The following is a 16,928-nucleotide window of genomic DNA, read 5'->3' as shown; positions in this document are numbered from 1 at the left end:
GGCGCACTCCCCCTGGAGCTTGCCACTTACCGCTTGCAGCTGCGTTTTAGATGTCCAGCAGCAGACGAGCCGGGTCTTCCAGCAGGTTCTTGATGGTCACCAGGAAGGTTACCGCTTCCTTACCGTCGATCAGGCGGTGATCGTAGGACAGCGCCAGGTACATCATCGGGCGAATGACCACTTGGCCATTGATCGCCATCGGACGCTGGATGATGTTGTGCATGCCCAGAATGGCCGCCTGCGGTGGGTTGACGATCGGGGTCGACATCATCGAGCCGAATGTACCACCGTTGGTGATGGTGAAGGTACCACCGGTCATTTCTTCGATGCCCAGCTTGCCGTCACGTGCCTTCTTGCCGAAGGTGGCGATGCCGTTCTCGATTTCCGCCAGGCTCATTTGCTCGGCGTTGCGCAGTACCGGTACCACCAGGCCACGGTCGCTGGAGACGGCGACGCCGACGTCAGCAAAGCCGTGGTAGACGATGTCGTTGCCGTCGATCGAGGCGTTGACTGCTGGGAAGCGCTTGAGGGCTTCGGTAGCGGCCTTGACGAAGAACGACATGAAGCCCAGGCGTACGCCGTTGTGGGACTTCTCGAACAGGTCCTTGTACTTCGAACGCAGGGCCATGACTTCGGTCATGTCGACTTCGTTGAAGGTGGTCAGCATGGCCATGTTCGACTGGGCTTCGACCAGACGCTCGGCGATCTTGGCGCGCAGGCGGGTCATCGGCACGCGCTTCTCGGTGCGATCGCCGGCGGCGGTCACAACTGGGGCGGCGGCGGCAGGCTTGGCAGCAGGTGCTGCGGCAGGTGCGGACTTCTTGTTGGCAACGGCTGCAACCACGTCTTCTTTAGTGACGCGACCGCCTTTGCCAGTGCCAGCGACCGACGCCAGGTCGATGCCGTTTTCTTCAGCCAGTTTGCGTGCGGCAGGCGCAGCAACTGGATCGTCTTCGCCAGCATCGGCAGCAGCGGCCGGAGCAGCGGCGCCGGCAGCCGGGGCGGCAGCAGGCGCAGCGGCAGCAGCGCCGCCTTCAACGATCGAGCCCAGGACTTCGTCGGACAGGACGGTGTCGCCCTCGCCCTTGACGATTGCGCCCAGCACGCCGTCAGCGGTAGCCAGCACTTCCAGAACGACTTTGTCGGTCTCGATGTCGACGATCAGCTCGTCACGCTTGACGGCTTCGCCCGGCTGTTTGTGCCAGGTGGCAACGGTGCCATCGGCAACCGATTCCGGGAAGGTTGGGGCTTTGATCTCGATAGCCATTATCAGTGTTTCCTTAAATTCGGTTTCAGGTGCGCGAAAGCATTAAACAGTGAAGGCGTCTTGCAGCAGTTTCTCTTGCTGCTCGGCGTGCTTCGATGCGTAACCACAGGCTGGCGCGGCGGAAGCGTCGCGGCCGGCGTATTCCAGGACCAGTGCCTTGTTGTGGCGGCCCAGGATACGGCGCATGTGGTGCTGGCTGCTGTACCAGGCGCCCTGGTTCATCGGCTCTTCCTGGCACCACACTGCAGCCTTGAGGTTGCTGTACGGGGCAAGGATTTCCACCAGGTCGTCCTCAGGGAACGGATACAGCTGCTCGATACGCACGATGGCGATGTCTTCGCGGCCTTCGGCACGGCGTTTTTCCAGCAGATCGTAGTAGACCTTGCCGCTGCACAGGACGATGCGTTCGACCTTGGCCGGATCGAGCGTGTCGATTTCCGGGATCACGGTCTGGAACGAGCCTTCGGCCAGGTCTTCCAACGTCGAGATGGCCAACTTGTGGCGCAGCAGCGACTTCGGCGTCAGGACCACCAGCGGCTTACGCAGCGGACGGATCACCTGGCGACGCAGCAGGTGGTAGATCTGGGCTGGGGTGGTCGGTACGCAGACCTGGATGTTGTGCTCAGCGCACAGCTGCAGGTAACGCTCCAGACGCGCCGAGGAGTGCTCAGGACCCTGGCCTTCGTAGCCGTGCGGCAGCAGCATGGTCAGACCGCACAGACGGCCCCACTTGTGCTCGCCACTGGTGATGAACTGGTCGATCACCACTTGCGCACCGTTGGCGAAGTCGCCGAACTGGGCTTCCCAGATCACCAGCGCGTTTGGCGTGGTGGTCGAGTAGCCGTATTCGAAGGCCAGTACCGCTTCTTCCGAGAGGAAGGAGTCGTACAGGTCAAAGCGCGGCTGGCCCGGGAACAGGTTCTGCAGCGGCACGTAGGTGCTGGCGTCCTTCTGGTTGTGCAGCACCGCGTGGCGGTGCGAGAAGGTGCCACGGCCGATGTCCTGGCCGGTCATGCGGATCGGGTGACCTTCGAACTGCAGGGTGGCGTAGGCCATGGTCTCTGCATAACCCCAGTTGATCGGCAAGCCACCGGCTTGCATCTTCTGGCGATCTTCGTAGATCTTCGCGACCTGACGCTGAACGACGAAGCCTTCCGGCAGCTCAAGCAGCTTGGCCGACAGGTCCTGCAGGGTCTTGAGGTCGAAACGGGTGTCGTGACGCGCGGTCCAGGCATGGCCCAGGTATGGACGCCAGTCGACGAACAGCTCGCGGTTCGGCTCCTTGACCAGGCTCTTGACCACATGCAGGCCGTTGTCCAGGGCGTTGCGGTACTCGTCGATCTTGGCCTGAGCGCGCTCGGCGTCGATGCGACCGGCCTGGATCAGCGCCTCGGCATACAGCTCACGGGTGGTGCGCTGCTTGCTGATCTGCTGATACATCAGCGGCTGGGTACCGTTGGGCTCGTCGGCCTCGTTGTGGCCGCGACGACGGTAGCAGACCAGGTCGATGACCACGTCACGCTTGAACTGCATGCGGTAATCGATGGCCAGCTGGGTCACGAACAGCACCGCTTCCGGATCGTCACCGTTGACGTGCAGGATTGGCGCTTGAATCATCTTGGCAACGTCGGTGGCGTACTCGGTGGAACGCGAGTCCAGCGGGTTGCTGATGGTGAAACCGACCTGGTTGTTGATCACGATGTGCACGGTACCGCCGGTCTTGAAACCGCGGGTCTGCGACATCTGGAAGGTTTCCATGACCACGCCTTGGCCGGCGAAGGCCGCGTCGCCGTGGATCGAGATCGGCAGCACCTTGTCGCCAACGGTGTCGTTGCGGCGGTCCTGACGGGCGCGCACCGAACCCTCGACCACTGGCGATACGATTTCCAGGTGGGACGGGTTGAACGCCATGGCCAGGTGAACTTCGCCACCGGTGGTCATCACGTTCGAGGAGAAGCCCTGGTGATACTTCACGTCACCGGAGCCCAGCTCGTTCATCTTCTTGCCTTCGAACTCGTCGAACAGCTCGCGCGGGTTCTTGCCGAAGGTGTTGACCAGCACGTTCAGGCGGCCGCGGTGGGCCATGCCAATCACGACCTCCTTGGTGCCGTAGGAGCCGGAGCGCTGGATCATTTCGTCCAGCATCGGGATCAGGCTTTCGCCGCCTTCAAGACCGAAGCGCTTGGTGCCTGGGTACTTGGTGCCCAGGTATTTTTCCAAGCCTTCGCCTGCGGTCACGCGCTCAAGCAGGTGCGTTTGCACATCAGCGGAAAATTCCGGACGCCCACGCACGCTTTCCAGACGCTGCTGGAACCAGCTGCGCTGCTCGGAATCGACGATGTGGGTGAACTCGGCGCCGATGGTGCGACAATATGTCTTCTGCAGCGCATCGAGGATTTCGCGTAGGCTCGCTTCCTCTTTGCCGATGAACAGGTCGCCGGCACGGAAGGTCGTATCAAGATCGGCATTGGTCAAGCCGTAGTGATTGATCGACAGGTCTACGGGCGCAGGACGCTGCCACAACCCCAAGGGGTCGAGCTTGGCAGCTTGATGGCCGCGCATACGATAGGCCTGGATCAGTCGCAGAACTTCAACCTGCTTCTTCTCGTGTTCACTGCTCACGCTCCCGGCGGAAACCGGTTGGGCGCGGCGCTGGTTCTTCGCCAGCAGTACGAAATGGTCGCGGATTGTCGAGTGCGATACATCGGTAGCGGTGCTGCCGTCGGCGGGCAACTTCTGGAAGTAGGTGCGCCACTCTTCTGGCACAGCGTTAGGGTCGTGCAGGTAGAGCTCGTAGAGCTCTTCCACATATGCAGCGTTACCACCTGAAAGGTGGGCGCTTTCCCACATGCGCTGCATCACGCTTTCTTGCATGCTTGGTCACCCTCGTTCGGGGACGGATCGGCAAGCGCCTCAGCACACATGAGAAAGCCCGAGAACAGCGACTAACCACGCCACCGAGGATCCTGCAGATTTTCCGGGTACCAGCCCGGAAAGCCCCTGCTGGTCTCATATCTTCATAGGTAATGAGCGCGGGCTTTGTGGGCCCTTGCTCGGGTTTCACCTCAGCGCGGGCTCACCACCCGCGCCTTGGTGTCTTGCACTTGCAACAGCTTTGAATCAGGTGCCGCTTTGCAGCAGCATGTTACGTACGTGACCGATTGCCTTGGTAGGGTTCAGACCTTTCGGGCAAACGTTTACGCAGTTCATGATCCCGCGGCAGCGGAATACGCTGAACGGGTCATCCAGGGACGCCAGGCGCTCCTGGGTTTTGGTGTCACGGCTGTCGGCCAGGAAGCGATAAGCCTGCAGCAGAGCAGCTGGACCGAGGAACTTGTCTGGGTTCCACCAGAACGACGGGCAGGAAGTCGAGCAGCAAGCGCACAGGATGCACTCGTACAGACCGTCCAGCTTGTCGCGATCTTCCGGCGACTGCAGACGCTCGATGGCCGGAGCCGGGGTGTCGTTCTGCAGGAATGGCTTCACCTTCTCGTACTGCTTGTAGAAGATGCTCATATCGACCACCAGGTCACGAATGACCGGCAAGCCTGGCAGCGGACGCAGAATCAGCTTGTTGCCCTTGACCACGCCCGACAGCGGGGTGATGCAGGCCAGGCCGTTCTTGCCGTTCATGTTCATGCCATCGGAACCGCACACGCCTTCACGGCAGGAGCGACGGTACGAGAAACCCTCGTCCTTTTCCTTGATCAGTGCCAACACGTCCAGCACCATCAGGTCTTTGCCGCCGGTATCGACGTCGAACGACTCCATCTTGGGCGCCGAGTCGGTGTCGGGGTTGTAACGATAAACTTCGACTTTCAACATAGCAGCCACCCTTAGTAAGTCCGGATTTTTGGCTCGAAGGCCGGAACGGTCTTCGGCGCAAAGTTGACGCCGCGCTTGGCAACGCGCTTCTCACCCGGGTAGTACAGGGTGTGGCACAGCCAGTTTTCGTCGTCACGGTCTTCGAAGTCTTCACGGGCGTGAGCGCCGCGCGACTCTTTACGGGCTTCGGCCGCGATGGCGGTAGCTTCGGCGACTTCCAGCAGGTTCTGCAGCTCCAGCGCTTCGATACGCGCGGTGTTGAAGGCCTGGGACTTGTCGTTGATCTTCACGTTGGCGATGCGGTCACGCAGGCCAGCCAGCTGCTCGATACCCTTCTGCATGTATTCGCCAGTACGGAATACACCGAAGTAGTTCTGCATGCAGCTCTGCAGCTCGCGCTTGAGGCTGGCAACGTCTTCGCCAGTGGAGCGCTCGTTGAGTTTGTTCAGGCGGTTCAGGGCAACTTCGATGTCGGTGTCGCTGGCGTCGAGATGCTCGATGCCGTCGCTCAGCGCCTTCTCCAGGTGCAGGCCGGCAGCACGACCGAACACCACCAGGTCGAGCAGCGAGTTGCCGCCCAGGCGGTTGGCACCGTGAACCGATACGCACGCCACTTCACCTACGGCGAACAGGCCTGGGATGATGTGATCCTTGCCTTCTTCGTCCATGGTGATGGCCTGGCCATGGATGTTGGTGGCAACGCCACCCATCATGTAGTGGCAGGTCGGGACAACCGGAACCGGAGCGACGACCGGGTCGACGTGGGCGAAGGTCTTGGACAGTTCGCAGATACCTGGCAGGCGGCTGTGCAGCACTTCCTCGCCCAGGTGGTCCAGCTTCAGCAGTACGTGGTCCTTGTTCGGGCCCACGCCGTTGCCGGCGATGATTTCCTTGACCATGGAACGGGCGACAACGTCGCGGCCGGCCAGGTCTTTCGCGTTCGGCGCGTAACGCTCCATGAAGCGCTCGCCGTGGGCGTTGATCAGGTAACCACCTTCACCGCGGCAACCTTCGGTGACCAGTACACCGGCGCCGGCGATGCCGGTCGGGTGGAACTGCCACATCTCGATGTCCTGCACCGGTACACCGGCACGCAGGGCCATGCCGATACCGTCACCGGTATTGATCAGGGCATTGGTGGTGGAGGCGTAGATACGGCCCGCACCGCCAGTGGCCAGAACGGTGGCCTTGGACTTGATGTACATGGTTTCGCCGGTTTCGATGCAGATTGCGATCACACCGACAAAGGCGCCTTCCTGATTCTTCACCAGGTCAACGGCGTAGTACTCGTTGAGGAAGGTGGTACCGGCTTTCAGGTTGCCCTGGTACAGGGTGTGCAGCAGCGCGTGACCAGTACGGTCGGAAGCAGCACAGGTACGGGCGGCCTGGCCACCTTTACCGAAGTCCTTGGACTGACCACCGAACGGACGCTGGTAGATACGGCCGGTTTCGGTACGCGAGAACGGCAGGCCCATGTGGTCGAGCTCGAAGACCGCAGCCGGGCCTTCCTGACACATGTATTCGATAGCGTCCTGGTCACCGATGTAGTCGGAACCCTTGACGGTATCGTACATGTGCCAGCGCCAGTCATCGTTCGGGTCGGCCGAAGCGATGGCGCAGGTGATGCCGCCCTGGGCGGATACAGTGTGCGAACGGGTCGGGAAGACCTTGGTCACGACGGCAGTCTTGTGACCGCCCTGGGCCAGCTGCAGCGCTGCGCGCATGCCGGCGCCGCCGCCACCGATGATGATGGCGTCGAAGGAAATGGTTGGAATGCTAGCCATGGATCAGATACCCCAGAGAATCTGCACACCCCAGACGAAGTACGCGAACATTGCAACGCCGCATACCGCCTGGAACAGGAAACGAATCGCAGTCGCCGACTTGCCGAACGCCATTGGCGTCAGGTAGTCAGTGGCGATGGTCCACATGCCGACCCAGGCGTGAGCGCCCAGGGCCACCAGGGCCAACAGACTGAAGATACGCATCGCGTTGTTGGAGAACAGGATGTGCCACTGGGCGTAATCAATGCCCGGGTGCACCACCAGGTAGCCGATCAGGAAAATGAAATAAGCCGCGAGAACGACCGCAGAAACGCGCTGCGCCATCCAGTCATAGAGGCCCGAACGCGACAGGTTCGTGACATTGGTTACCATACCCAAACTCCCGCCAGAACGATCACCACCACGGAGATGACAATCACGATTTTCGAGCCCAGCTTGCCGCCTTCCAGCGTCTCACCGATGCCCATGTCCATGATCAGGTGGCGCACGCCTGCCACCAGGTGATACAGCAGGGCGGATAGCAGGCCCCAGGTCACCAGCTTGGCCAGCGGGCTGGTCAGACACGCTTTCACCTCAGCGAAGCCTTCCTCGGATCCGAGCGACTTGCCCAATGCATAAAGCATGATGGCAATACCCACGAAGAGGATGACACCGGAGATACGGTGAAGAATGGACGTGTATGCGGTGACAGGGAGCTTGATGGTCCTTAGGTCTAGGTTTACAGGTCGTTGGCTTTTCACGGCTTTTTTCACACTGAAGAGCCCCTAGCTAACAGGGCAAAGTTGTTGGTAAGTGTACTGGTCAGGTACCCACCACCCAGAGAACGGCGACCCCCATCAGGTCGGGCTTGCAAGCCCCTGGCGGTCGGCTGCCGAGTATAGACAGTTAGGCTGCTTATGACAACGTGAGGGGCTAGCCCAAATAGCGCATTGCCTTTAGCGAGCAAAAGGCGTAAATGGGCGACAATTTCGTGAAAAATCAGGGCTTAGAGGGCATTTCAACCAGCCTTTAGGCAAATTGACATTCGAATTTATCCCTCTATAGTGGTGCGGGCCCTGCGTGGGGGGTCTGTCTGATGATTTCTAGCATTAATAGGAGGCCACATGGCTGACAAAAAAGCGCAGTTGGTCATCGAGGGCGCTGCCCCCGTCGAGCTGCCCATTTTAACCGGCACCGTTGGTCCCGATGTAATCGACGTCCGCGGGTTGGGGGCTACCGGTCACTTCACCTTCGACCCTGGTTTCATGGCGACTGCCTCGTGCGAGTCGAAGATCACCTATATCGACGGCGACAAGGGTGTCCTGCTGCACCGCGGCTACCCGATCGAACAACTCGCCGAGAAATCGGACTACCTCGAAACCTGCTACCTGCTGCTCAACGGCGAACTGCCGAACGCTGAGCAGAAGGCCCAGTTCGTCAGCACCGTGAAAAACCACACCATGGTCCACGAGCAGCTGAAGTCCTTCTTCAACGGTTTCCGCCGCGACGCTCACCCAATGGCGGTGATGTGCGGTGTGGTTGGCGCCCTCTCGGCGTTCTACCACGACTCCCTGGATATCAATAACCCGCAACACCGCGAAATCTCCGCGGTGCGCCTGGTCGCCAAGATGCCGACCCTGGCCGCGATGGTTTACAAGTACTCCATGGGCCAGCCGATGATGTACCCGCGCAACGACCTGTCGTACGCGGAGAACTTCCTGCACATGATGTTCAACACCCCGTGCGAGATCAAACCGATCAGCCCGGTGCTGGCCAAGGCAATGGACCGGATCTTCATCCTCCATGCCGACCACGAGCAGAACGCCTCCACCTCGACCGTACGTCTGGCCGGCTCTTCCGGTGCCAACCCGTTCGCCTGTATCGCAGCCGGCATCGCCGCACTGTGGGGCCCGGCACACGGCGGCGCCAACGAAGCCGTACTGACCATGCTCGATGAGATCGGCGATGTGTCCAACATCGACAAGTTCATCGCCAAGGCCAAGGACAAGAACGATCCGTTCAAGCTGATGGGCTTCGGTCACCGGGTCTACAAGAACCGCGACCCGCGCGCCACCGTCATGAAGCAGACCTGCGACGAAGTCCTGCGCGAGCTGGGCATCAAGAACGACCCGCAGCTGCAACTGGCCATGCGCCTGGAAGAGATCGCCCTGACCGATCCGTACTTCATCGAGCGCTCGCTGTATCCGAACGTCGACTTCTACTCGGGGATCATCCTCAAGGCGATCGGCATTCCAACCAGCATGTTCACCGTGATCTTCGCCCTGGCACGTACTGTGGGCTGGATCTCGCACTGGAAAGAAATGCTCTCCAGCCCGTACAAGATTGGCCGCCCGCGCCAGCTGTACACTGGCGAACCGCAGCGTGACATCGTCAACCTGACGGATCGCAAGTAAGCTCATCGAGCTGAACGCAAAAAGGCTGCCCTCGGGCAGCCTTTTTTGTTCGTCCGGTTCGCAGCCCCGTCTCAGGGCTTCTCAGCGCGCTCACGCAGCGCTTTGAGCGTATTGAACGGCGCATCGACCACGAACTTGTTGGCCACCATCGCCGGCACGCTGCCACCTGGCTCGGTATGCACCTGGTAGGTCACCTCAGTGCTGTCACCCTGGGGCACCAGCTTCCAGAAACCCTCGACCTTGGCCACCCGCACATAGCCCTGCTCTTCAGGGAGGTACTGCGGTTTCTCTTCCAGCTTACGGGTCAAGCTGCCGTCCGCCTCTTGAATCGTGGTCACTTGCAGGATCGAGTCGCGCGGGGTTACTGGCCACGGCGTATTGAACTGGGTATAGGTCCAGCTCTGGTCACCTTCGTGCTTGAGCAGTTTCTGCGACTTGCACTCGTGAATCCAGGCGCAGGCCCCAACCACATCCTCCTGCAACGCCTTGACCTTGGCCAACGGCGCCTTGATCACGGTCACCCCGCGATACGCCTTGTACTTGGAGCCTGCGACCTCACTGAGGGACACCTTGATGCCCTCCTCGTCCTTGGCCACCTGCCAGTTCTCGGCCCAGGCGGCAGGCGCCAGCAGGACACCCATGCCACACAGCAGTGCAATACGCTTGAACGATCTCATCATCTTTATCCTTGTTGTCGAAGATCCAGCCAATCACGCCGCCGTCATCTGCTCCAGCCAACCGAGTAATCTGATCGCCTCATCACTGTCACTGCCACACACTTCCACATCCGCCTTGAAGCCACCGCACACCGCGGGGCGCTCCGGTCGGCCGAACAGCTCGCAAAGATTCTGCGCAGTCAGATGCAGGCAACGCTCCCCGGCCGGCTTGCCGTTGGGCATGCGCGGCATCGGCGAACTGATGGAAGGGGCAATGCAGCAGGCGCCGCAACCCTCTCGGCATTTCATGAAAACAGGACTCCCTGGAACGAAACGGGACGAACGTCCCTGGATAGTAACCGCTCAAACATACGTTTGAAATTGTTGACCGGATGAAATTGCCGTGACCTGGCAGTCAGTTCCGGCTACTGGCGAAACTCAAAATCGATGGCCGCCCCTTCGACATCATGGCGACTGTCATTGCGCAGCTGCAGCTGCATTTCGTTGCTGATCAGCCGGCCATTGAGCTGGAACGGGCTGTCATCGACCGGCGGGGTCTGCGGGAACATCGACGGCAGCAAAGGCTTGCGCCGTGATTTGCCGGTGGATTTCGAGGTATTCACGTTGGGCTCGAGCTGATTGACCATTTCCAGGGGCAGACTCAGGTCGAGCTTGGGCTTGGGCAGCGGCTTGGCCACCGCCTTGCTGACCGCCTTACGTTTTGCCTTGGCCGCAGGCTTGGCCTTGTTGCGACTGACAGCCTTGACCGGGGACTTGTTAGTCTTGGTCGCGATAGGCTTTTTCGCGGGCTTGGTCGGGGCACTCTTGGCCGCTGCCGCCTTGGTTTGCGGCTGGGCAGCCTGCAACATACCGCTGGACAGGCACAGCGGCGCAAGACAGAGCAACAGGGCAAAAGAGCGAAGCGCTTTCATGGACATCAGGTACTGGCATAAAGATGCGTATGCTGTCTGTTCCGCCCGCATCTGGCAAGACAGGCTTTGTGCGAAAAGTCACCATTGGGCGACATTGCGCACAACGCCTAGAACAGCGAGCCGGTCGATTCCTTGCACAACTGATGGGCCAGCAAGCCAAGGGTGATCACCGCGCGCTCCGCCTCTTTGTTCCACGGAATACCGCAGTTCAGGCGAATACAGTGGTTGAATTGCTCGGTATTGCTGAAGATCAGCCCAGGCGCAATGCTGATGCCCTGCTCCAGCGCACGCACGTGCAAGTCCTGGGTATTGACCCGCCCTGGCAGGCTGACCCACAAAATGAAGCCACCGGTAGGCCGGGTCATCTGGGTACCTTCGGGGAAGTGCTGCTGCACCGCCAGCTGATAAGCGCTGAGGTTCTTGCGGTATTCCTGGCGAATGAAGCGCAGATGGCGATCATAGCCGCCGTTCTCCAGATAGGCCGCCACCCCCATCTGCGTCACACTGCAAGCTGAGTGGGTAGTGAAGGTCTGCAAGCGCTGGATCTCGGCCTGATAGCGCCCAGCGATCATCCAGCCTACCCGCACACCCGGCGACAAGGTCTTGGAAAAGCTTGAGCAATAGATCACCCGATCGAGGCGATCGAAGGCCTTGAGCGCCTTGGTCCGACCCTGCTCGAACATCAGCTCGCCGTAGATATCGTCCTCGACGATCTGGATGTCGAAATCCGATGCCAGGCGCAGCAGTTGCTTCTGGCGCTCTTCAGGGATGGTGCCGCCGAGCGGATTACTCAAGCGCGCGGTCAACACCAAGGCCTTGATCGACCACTGGTTAGCCGCCAGCTGCAAGGCTTCCAGGCTGATCCCGGTGGACGGATCACTGGGGATCTCGATGACTTTCAGGCCCAGCAAGTCGGCCAATTGCAGCAAGCCATAATAAGTCGGCGACTCAGCGGCGATCAGATCACCCGGTCGGGTCAACACCCGCAACGACATCTGCAAGGCATCGACACAGCCGTGGGTCACGATCACTTCACGCGGATCGACCAGCACCCCGGCATCACGCATGCGAATAGCAATTTGCCGGCGCAGTGGCTCAAAGCCGGGGCTGAACATGTAACTGAACGCCCGCGGGCTATGAAAGCGGGTGACCTTGGCCAACTGCTGATGCAGCGCCCTGACCGGCAGGTAATCCACGTGCGGCACCGCCGCGCCGAACGGAAACACGCCATCGCGACGGGCCTCGGTCAGCACTTGCTGAATGATGCTGGCACGTGTGACCAACCCGGGGCGCTCGACCCGGGCGATATCCGGGGTCTGCGCCGTCAGGGCGGGAGTCTGGTGCACGTAGTAGCCAGACTGCGGCCGGGCGCGGATCAAGCCCTGATCTTCGAGGTTGGCGTAGGCCTGCAACACCGTGGCATGGCTGACATTGAGCTGGGCGCTCATCTTGCGCACGGAGGGCACGCGTTCGCCTGGCTGGTAGACACCGCGACGGATGTCATCGGCCAGTTGCTGGGCGATGCGCTGGTAGAGCAGCAGGTTGGTCATGACGGTGTTCTCGAAGCGCGGACAGGTCGTTGTTGTTGTGCGACACACTGAGAGGCAGAGTACCGGAACAGTTGCAAAGTGTACTGGGACAGATTGCAGAATAGTCGACAACACAGTGGCGTGACCAGCGCCTCGAAGCGCCGATGTCGTGCTCAGAACAACCGAGGCGGGAGGCGTCTTGTCGCGGCGAGCTGCCGCAAAGGGGCGCCAGGCGCCCCACCCTGCTCCAAGATCACCGCGGGGCGGCGAGCTTGCCTTTATCGTCAGAGAAAACGATCTCAACCCGGCGATTCTGCGCCCTGCCCCGCTCCGAGGCATTGGCTTCGATCGGATATTGATCGCCATAGCCCTCGACCTGGATACGCTTTTCATCGACCCCCAGGTCGACCAGCATGTCCGCCACCGACTGGGCACGATCACGCGACAATTTGAGATTGTCTTGCGCAGTACCGGTGCTGTCGGTGTAGCCCTCGATTCGCACCACTCGACGCGGATTGAGCTGAAGGAACTGCACCAACTTGAGTACGGTGCGGCTAGCCGAATTCTTAAGATCCGCCCGCCCGGTATCGAACAACACATCGCCCAGGGTCATCACCAAGCCACGATCGGTCTGCTCGGAGGCCAGCGCAGCGATTTGCGCCTCAACCCACTTGCCTTGTTGCTGCACACTGGCCAACTTGGCCTCGCGCAGGGCCAGTTGCAGGCGCTGGCGATCCAGGTCGAGCTTGGCGATACGCTCCTGATTGAGCGCAAGCTTGGCATGCTCAGCGGCAATCTCACTGTAGCGCTGGCTCAGGTAGGCGTAGTGACGCACATCGGCACCGGTGCCGATGTAGCTGGACAGGCGCTCGGCCCGGGCCAGCGACTCACCGGCACGGATCACATCACGCGGCGCACTGCGCAGCACGTTGGAATCGTCCTTGACCTTCTGGAACGCCGCACTGGCCTCATCCAGGGCCGACTCGCTGCGCTGACTGGCGCAGCCCTGCAAGCCGACCAGGGCCAGCAAGGTCAGCGCGGCCATTGGCTTGTAGCGCATCATGGCTGCACCTCCAGCTGTTTGCGCAAGCGTTTGACGCGCGACTGCAGCAGTTCGAGCTGCTCCTCACTCTTGTGGGTCAGCACCCGCGCCTCGGCCAGGCGTGCATCGAGCTCGGCCTGTTCGGCGCGCATGCGCGCATCGCGATGGTCTTCGGTGGCCAAGTTGCTCTTGGCTCGGGCCAGCTTGTCTTCGGCCAGCTTGAGCTCGGGCACCTGCTCGGTGGCGCCGACCGCCTTGGCCTGTTCCAGCGCCTGCTCGGACAGGCGCAACTGTTCATTGGGCGCCGGGTCATTGGCGCAACCGGCCAGGCCGAGTGCGGCCATCGCCAGAATCAAGGGTTGGATTCTCAACGCAATCTTCCTACTGTTTGGGGGCGTCCAGCGGCGCCTGCATCTGCGCCTTCCAGCGCTCGACATTACGTTGCAGGACAGCCTCGGACGCACCGGAGATCGGCAATTCTGTCAGCTTTTTAGCCAGTTGTCCGCGCAACCAGCTGTCGTTGCAGGCCGAATTGTGCGACAGCGCCAGGTACAAGCCCGGCCGATCCACCGGCAGGCCGCGGGCGATCAGGTCATTGGCCATGCCCAGCCCCTGCACCATGGCCATGCCCGAGTAGCGGCCAGCCAGCACATAATCGACCTGGCCCAGCACCAGCTTCTGGAATGCCTGGGTCAGGTTCTGCGACGGCGTCAGCTTGAGCTGGGCCTTGGCGAAGGCATCGAAGGCCGGCGTCAGCCGAGCGCGCTCGGACAGGCTGCCCTGGTACTGGGCCAGGTCCGCCGGGCCGTCGAACTGCACATTGCCATCGTGGCGAGTCCACACCAGGTATTCGTTCAGTTGCAGGGGCGGATGGATGTAGTCCAGTGCGGTCAGCTGCTGCACTTGCATGGGCGTGTCGAGCAACAGGTCCATGCGCCCGCTGCGCACTTCTTCCAAGGCCTGATCGCGCTTGCCGGCATGTAGCACTTCGACCGTCACCCCCAGCTCACTGGCAACTTGGCGCAGCAAATCGACATTGGCGCCGATCAGATGGCGAGGGTCTTTTGGGTCTTGCCAGGAATAGGGGGGAGCATCCGGGCTGCCGGTCGCCACCAGGTGCTCGCATTTACCCGCCGCCATCGCCAGCGGCGACAGCAACGCCGCCAGGCAAGCCAGCAGCGGGCCCGTTCCGCGATACTTCATGCGCTACTCCTTGCAGCCATAAAAAAAGCCCGACCCTCGATGAGGGCCGGGCTTCTTTATAAGTGAAGCAGGCGAATCAGACCAGCTTTTCCAGCTCTGGAACGGCTTCGAACAGGTCCGCGACCAGGCCGTAGTCAGCCACCTGGAAGATCGGCGCCTCTTCATCCTTGTTGATCGCAACGATCACTTTGGAATCCTTCATGCCGGCCAAGTGCTGGATTGCGCCGGAGATGCCGACCGCGATGTACAGCTGCGGGGCGACGATCTTGCCGGTCTGGCCGACCTGCATGTCGTTGGGCACAAAACCTGCGTCGACCGCGGCGCGCGAAGCACCGACTGCGGCGCCAAGCTTGTCGGCCAGGGCATACAGGTGCTTGAAGTTGTCACCGTTGCCCATGCCACGGCCGCCGGAAACGACGATCTTGGCAGCGGTCAGTTCAGGACGGTCGGACTTGGCCAGCTCTTCACCGACGAACGCCGATTTGCCCGCATCGTGCGCCGAGGCAACCGCCTCGACCGCAGCCGAACCACCCTCGGCGGCGACAGCGTCGAAGCCGGTGGTACGCACGGTGATGACCTTGACCGCAGCGCTCGATTGCACGGTGGCAATGGCGTTACCGGCGTAGATCGGACGCTTGAAGGTATCGGCCGATTCAACCGAGATGATCTCGGAGATCTGGTCGACATCGAGCAGCGCAGCAACGCGTGGCAGGATGTTCTTGCCGTTGGTGGTGGCGGGGGCCAGCACGTGGCTGTAGCCCTTGGCCAGCTCAGCTACCAGCGGCGCGACGTTTTCCGGCAGCAGGTGGGCGTAGGCTGCGTTATCGGCAACCAGCACCTTGGCCACGCCAGCGATCTTGGCCGCAGCCTCAGCGACGCCACCGACGTTCTGGCCTGCGACCAGCACATTGACATCGCCACCGATCTTGGCAGCAGCGGCGACAGTGTTCAGGGTAGCCGGGGCAACGGCACCGTTTTCGTATTCAGCGACAACCAGGATAGTCATTTAGATTACCTTCGCCTCGTTCTTCAGTTTCTCGACCAGTTCGGCCACCGACTTGACCTTGATGCCAGCGCTGCGAGCAGCCGGCGCTTCAACTTTCAGGGTCTTGGTGGTGGAGGCGGTGGAAACGCCCAGCGCGTCTGGAGTCACGGTTTCCAGCGGCTTCTTCTTGGCCTTCATGATGTTGGGCAGCGACGCGTAGCGCGGCTCGTTCAGACGCAGGTCGGTGGTGACGATCGCTGGCAGGTTGAGCGCAACGGTCTGCAGGCCGCCATCGATTTCACGGGTGACGTTGAGCTTGTCGCCAGCCACTTCGACCTTGGAGGCGAAGGTGCCTTGGGCGTAGCCCGTCAGCGCCGCCAGCATCTGGCCGGTCTGGTTGTTGTCACTGTCGATGGCCTGCTTGCCGAGGATCACCAGCTGTGGCTGCTCCTTGTCGACCAGGGCCTTGAGCGCCTTGGCCACGGCCAGCGAGTTCAGCTCGTCGCTGGTCTCGACCAGGATGGCGCGATCAGCACCCAGCGCCAGCGCGGTGCGCAGTTGCTCCTGGGCTGCGGTCGGGCCGACGGCGACGGCGACGATCTCGGTCACAACGCCCTTCTCTTTCAGGCGCACGGCTTCTTCCACGGCGATTTCGCAGAAGGGGTTCATGGACATCTTGACGTTTGCAAGGTCGACGCCGGAGTTGTCCGCCTTGACGCGAACCTTGACGTTGTAGTCGACCACTCGTTTGACAGCTACAAGAACCTTCATGGATTCCTCGTTACTCTCCGGTGAAAAGAATGTCGCCTGGGGCTGGCCCGGCGATTGCGCGTGGGTACAAGGGCACCTCTAAAAACGTTGCGGGGCGAGCGATCTTCACAGTGACCAATCAGTCTTGTTCAGACCCTGCCGGCAAAACCCGCGAGTCATTTTCTGTCGTGGCGTGTAAACTCCACTACACAACGGGTTTTAGCCTCAAAACCCTGCTCTACGCCTGGTCTTTAGGGGTGCACCTGCGCCCGACGGTCAGCCTACGGCGAGCGTAAAACCGCTCGTATCTTGACCGTAACACCCATCCCGGTCAATACGGCAAATCGGCCAGCCTCCAGCCGCGTACCTGTGATTTTACTGGGCTGCGGCAAATTCAAACAAACGTTTGTATTGGACCCGCCGAGTGGTGTAGATATAATGCGCGCCAAGACAAAACGGTGTAGTCCGCCATCCGCAAAGCTACAGCATAGATAGCTGCGAGTGACCCACCGATAAAACCCACAAGACAAGCAACAGCGATGAGCCTTGAGTAGGAGAGAAC

At 61.0% G+C, this 16,928-nt stretch carries 16 protein-coding genes; 1 reads left to right on the top strand and 15 read right to left on the bottom strand.

Going from position 1 to position 16,928, the window contains the following annotated elements; translation table 11 throughout:
- Nucleotides 1–46 precede the first annotated feature (46 nt).
- From odhB to sdhC, 6 genes are all read right to left on the bottom strand, one after another.
- Nucleotides 47–1,267, bottom strand: a complete 1,221-nt coding sequence (gene odhB, locus HU737_RS04825; protein ID WP_186555705.1) for a 2-oxoglutarate dehydrogenase complex dihydrolipoyllysine-residue succinyltransferase — start codon at nucleotides 1,265–1,267, stop codon at nucleotides 47–49.
- Between the two features lie 42 nt (nucleotides 1,268–1,309).
- On the bottom strand, nucleotides 1,310–4,141 hold the full coding sequence (locus HU737_RS04820) for a 2-oxoglutarate dehydrogenase E1 component (RefSeq protein ID WP_186555704.1): 2,832 nt from the start codon (nucleotides 4,139–4,141) through the stop codon (nucleotides 1,310–1,312).
- A 246-nt stretch (nucleotides 4,142–4,387) separates the two neighbouring features.
- Nucleotides 4,388–5,092 carry a succinate dehydrogenase iron-sulfur subunit gene (locus HU737_RS04815; RefSeq protein WP_172231853.1) on the bottom strand — a complete coding sequence of 235 codons (705 nt, stop codon included), beginning with the start codon at nucleotides 5,090–5,092 and terminating at the stop codon, nucleotides 4,388–4,390.
- Nucleotides 5,093–5,103: 11 nt separating this feature from the next.
- Nucleotides 5,104–6,876, bottom strand: a complete 1,773-nt coding sequence (sdhA, locus tag HU737_RS04810; protein WP_186555703.1) for a succinate dehydrogenase flavoprotein subunit — start codon at nucleotides 6,874–6,876, stop codon at nucleotides 5,104–5,106.
- A 3-nt stretch (nucleotides 6,877–6,879) separates the two neighbouring features.
- A complete protein-coding gene (gene sdhD / locus HU737_RS04805) occupies nucleotides 6,880–7,248 on the bottom strand; it encodes a succinate dehydrogenase, hydrophobic membrane anchor protein (RefSeq protein ID WP_186555702.1) in 369 nt (122 codons plus the stop codon).
- Nucleotides 7,242–7,628 carry a succinate dehydrogenase, cytochrome b556 subunit gene (sdhC, locus tag HU737_RS04800; protein ID WP_186555701.1) on the bottom strand — a complete coding sequence of 129 codons (387 nt, stop codon included), beginning with the start codon at nucleotides 7,626–7,628 and terminating at the stop codon, nucleotides 7,242–7,244. The genes sdhD and sdhC overlap by 7 nt, the downstream gene beginning before the upstream one ends.
- Before the next feature lie 351 nt (nucleotides 7,629–7,979).
- On the opposite strand from sdhC, the gene gltA reads away from it, so the two are divergent.
- A complete protein-coding gene (gltA, locus tag HU737_RS04795) occupies nucleotides 7,980–9,269 on the top strand; it encodes a citrate synthase (protein ID WP_186555700.1) in 1,290 nt (429 codons plus the stop codon).
- A gap of 71 nt (nucleotides 9,270–9,340) precedes the next feature.
- On the opposite strand, the gene HU737_RS04790 is transcribed toward gltA, so the two are convergent.
- The 9 genes from HU737_RS04790 to HU737_RS04750 form a co-directional block, all read right to left on the bottom strand.
- Nucleotides 9,341–9,946 carry an START domain-containing protein gene (locus tag HU737_RS04790; RefSeq protein ID WP_186555789.1) on the bottom strand — a complete coding sequence of 202 codons (606 nt, stop codon included), beginning with the start codon at nucleotides 9,944–9,946 and terminating at the stop codon, nucleotides 9,341–9,343.
- A gap of 33 nt (nucleotides 9,947–9,979) precedes the next feature.
- The gene (locus HU737_RS04785; RefSeq protein WP_186555699.1) at nucleotides 9,980–10,234 is read right to left on the bottom strand and encodes a YkgJ family cysteine cluster protein; all 255 of its coding nucleotides are present in this window, start codon (nucleotides 10,232–10,234) and stop codon (nucleotides 9,980–9,982) included.
- Between the two features lie 116 nt (nucleotides 10,235–10,350).
- The gene (locus HU737_RS04780) at nucleotides 10,351–10,857 is read right to left on the bottom strand and encodes a hypothetical protein (RefSeq protein WP_186555698.1); all 507 of its coding nucleotides are present in this window, start codon (nucleotides 10,855–10,857) and stop codon (nucleotides 10,351–10,353) included.
- Between the two features lie 107 nt (nucleotides 10,858–10,964).
- Nucleotides 10,965–12,407: an aminotransferase-like domain-containing protein gene (locus HU737_RS04775; RefSeq protein WP_186555697.1), complete on the bottom strand. Its 1,443-nt coding sequence runs from the start codon at nucleotides 12,405–12,407 to the stop codon at nucleotides 10,965–10,967.
- Nucleotides 12,408–12,639: 232 nt separating this feature from the next.
- Nucleotides 12,640–13,449, bottom strand: coding sequence for an OmpA family protein (locus HU737_RS04770; protein WP_186555696.1), 810 nt, complete (start codon nucleotides 13,447–13,449; stop codon nucleotides 12,640–12,642).
- A complete protein-coding gene (locus tag HU737_RS04765) occupies nucleotides 13,446–13,799 on the bottom strand; it encodes a DUF4398 domain-containing protein (RefSeq protein ID WP_186555695.1) in 354 nt (117 codons plus the stop codon). Before HU737_RS04765 ends, HU737_RS04770 begins: the two co-directional genes overlap by 4 nt.
- Before the next feature lie 10 nt (nucleotides 13,800–13,809).
- On the bottom strand, nucleotides 13,810–14,631 hold the full coding sequence (locus HU737_RS04760) for a substrate-binding periplasmic protein (protein ID WP_186555694.1): 822 nt from the start codon (nucleotides 14,629–14,631) through the stop codon (nucleotides 13,810–13,812).
- 76 nt (nucleotides 14,632–14,707) lie between these two features.
- Nucleotides 14,708–15,637 (bottom strand): electron transfer flavoprotein subunit alpha/FixB family protein, encoded by a 930-nt coding sequence (locus HU737_RS04755; protein ID WP_186555693.1) that lies wholly within the window; start codon nucleotides 15,635–15,637, stop codon nucleotides 14,708–14,710.
- On the bottom strand, nucleotides 15,638–16,387 hold the full coding sequence (locus HU737_RS04750; RefSeq protein ID WP_186555692.1) for an electron transfer flavoprotein subunit beta/FixA family protein: 750 nt from the start codon (nucleotides 16,385–16,387) through the stop codon (nucleotides 15,638–15,640).
- Nucleotides 16,388–16,928 lie beyond the last annotated feature (541 nt).

It is taken from the genome of Pseudomonas urmiensis (assembly GCF_014268815.2).
Lineage (GTDB): Bacteria > Pseudomonadota > Gammaproteobacteria > Pseudomonadales > Pseudomonadaceae > Aquipseudomonas > Aquipseudomonas urmiensis.
Note: the sequence above shows the minus strand (reverse complement) of the source record. Positions and strands in the feature narration are given on the sequence as shown.